At 71.2% G+C, this 615-nt stretch carries 1 protein-coding gene; it reads right to left on the bottom strand.

Annotated features, from left to right (window positions below; translation table 11 throughout):
* Positions 1 to 227: 227 nt before the first annotated feature.
* Positions 228 to 615, bottom strand: a 388-nt coding sequence (locus AC5L3X_RS39180; protein WP_494863857.1) for a hypothetical protein, incomplete at its 5' end; no start/stop codon positions are given.

Below are 615 nucleotides of genomic sequence, written 5' to 3' on the forward strand. Positions count from 1 at the left end.
CGTGCCTGCGCGGCGACCGGCTGTCCGCCCTGGAGCAGGACGGCCTCGACGAGGCCGAGGCGATCAGGAACGAGCTGCGTCACGGCCTCGTCTCGCTGCCGGACGCGGCCGGCGGCGCGGCCAGGTTCGCCGCGGGCGCGGGCCGGCACGGAGCGTTCTGACGGACCCCTGAACACCTGGACCATCTGGGTGCTCGGCAGGGCATGGCGGATGGCATCGGCGAAGGGTCACCCGCGCAGAACGGTGACCTGGCGGCCGGAGGGGGTGGTCGCCTGTTCGAACGCGCCTCGTTCCTTCCAGGACGGGGCCTCAGGGCGCCGGTCGAAGATCACCAGCACGCCGGTGTCGAGGGTGAGCCGGTCCAGATACCCGTCGAGCTGGACGAGACCGTCAGGCAGCGGATCGTCCTTCCCGGCCCGCCAGACCTTCAGCTCCATCGCCTCCCGCTGCACCAGCCGTTCGCCGTCCGGGCCGGTATAGGGCCAGCGGACCAGTACGTCCAGGCGTTTGGTGCCGGCGGCGTATTCGCGGTCGAGCTGGCCTCCGCCGTTGACCAGGCGGTGCAGGAATGCCATGAGGATGATCTGGCAGGCGGCTTCGTGGTAGCCCTCCTGC

It is taken from the genome of Nonomuraea sp. CX421, from assembly GCF_059358955.1.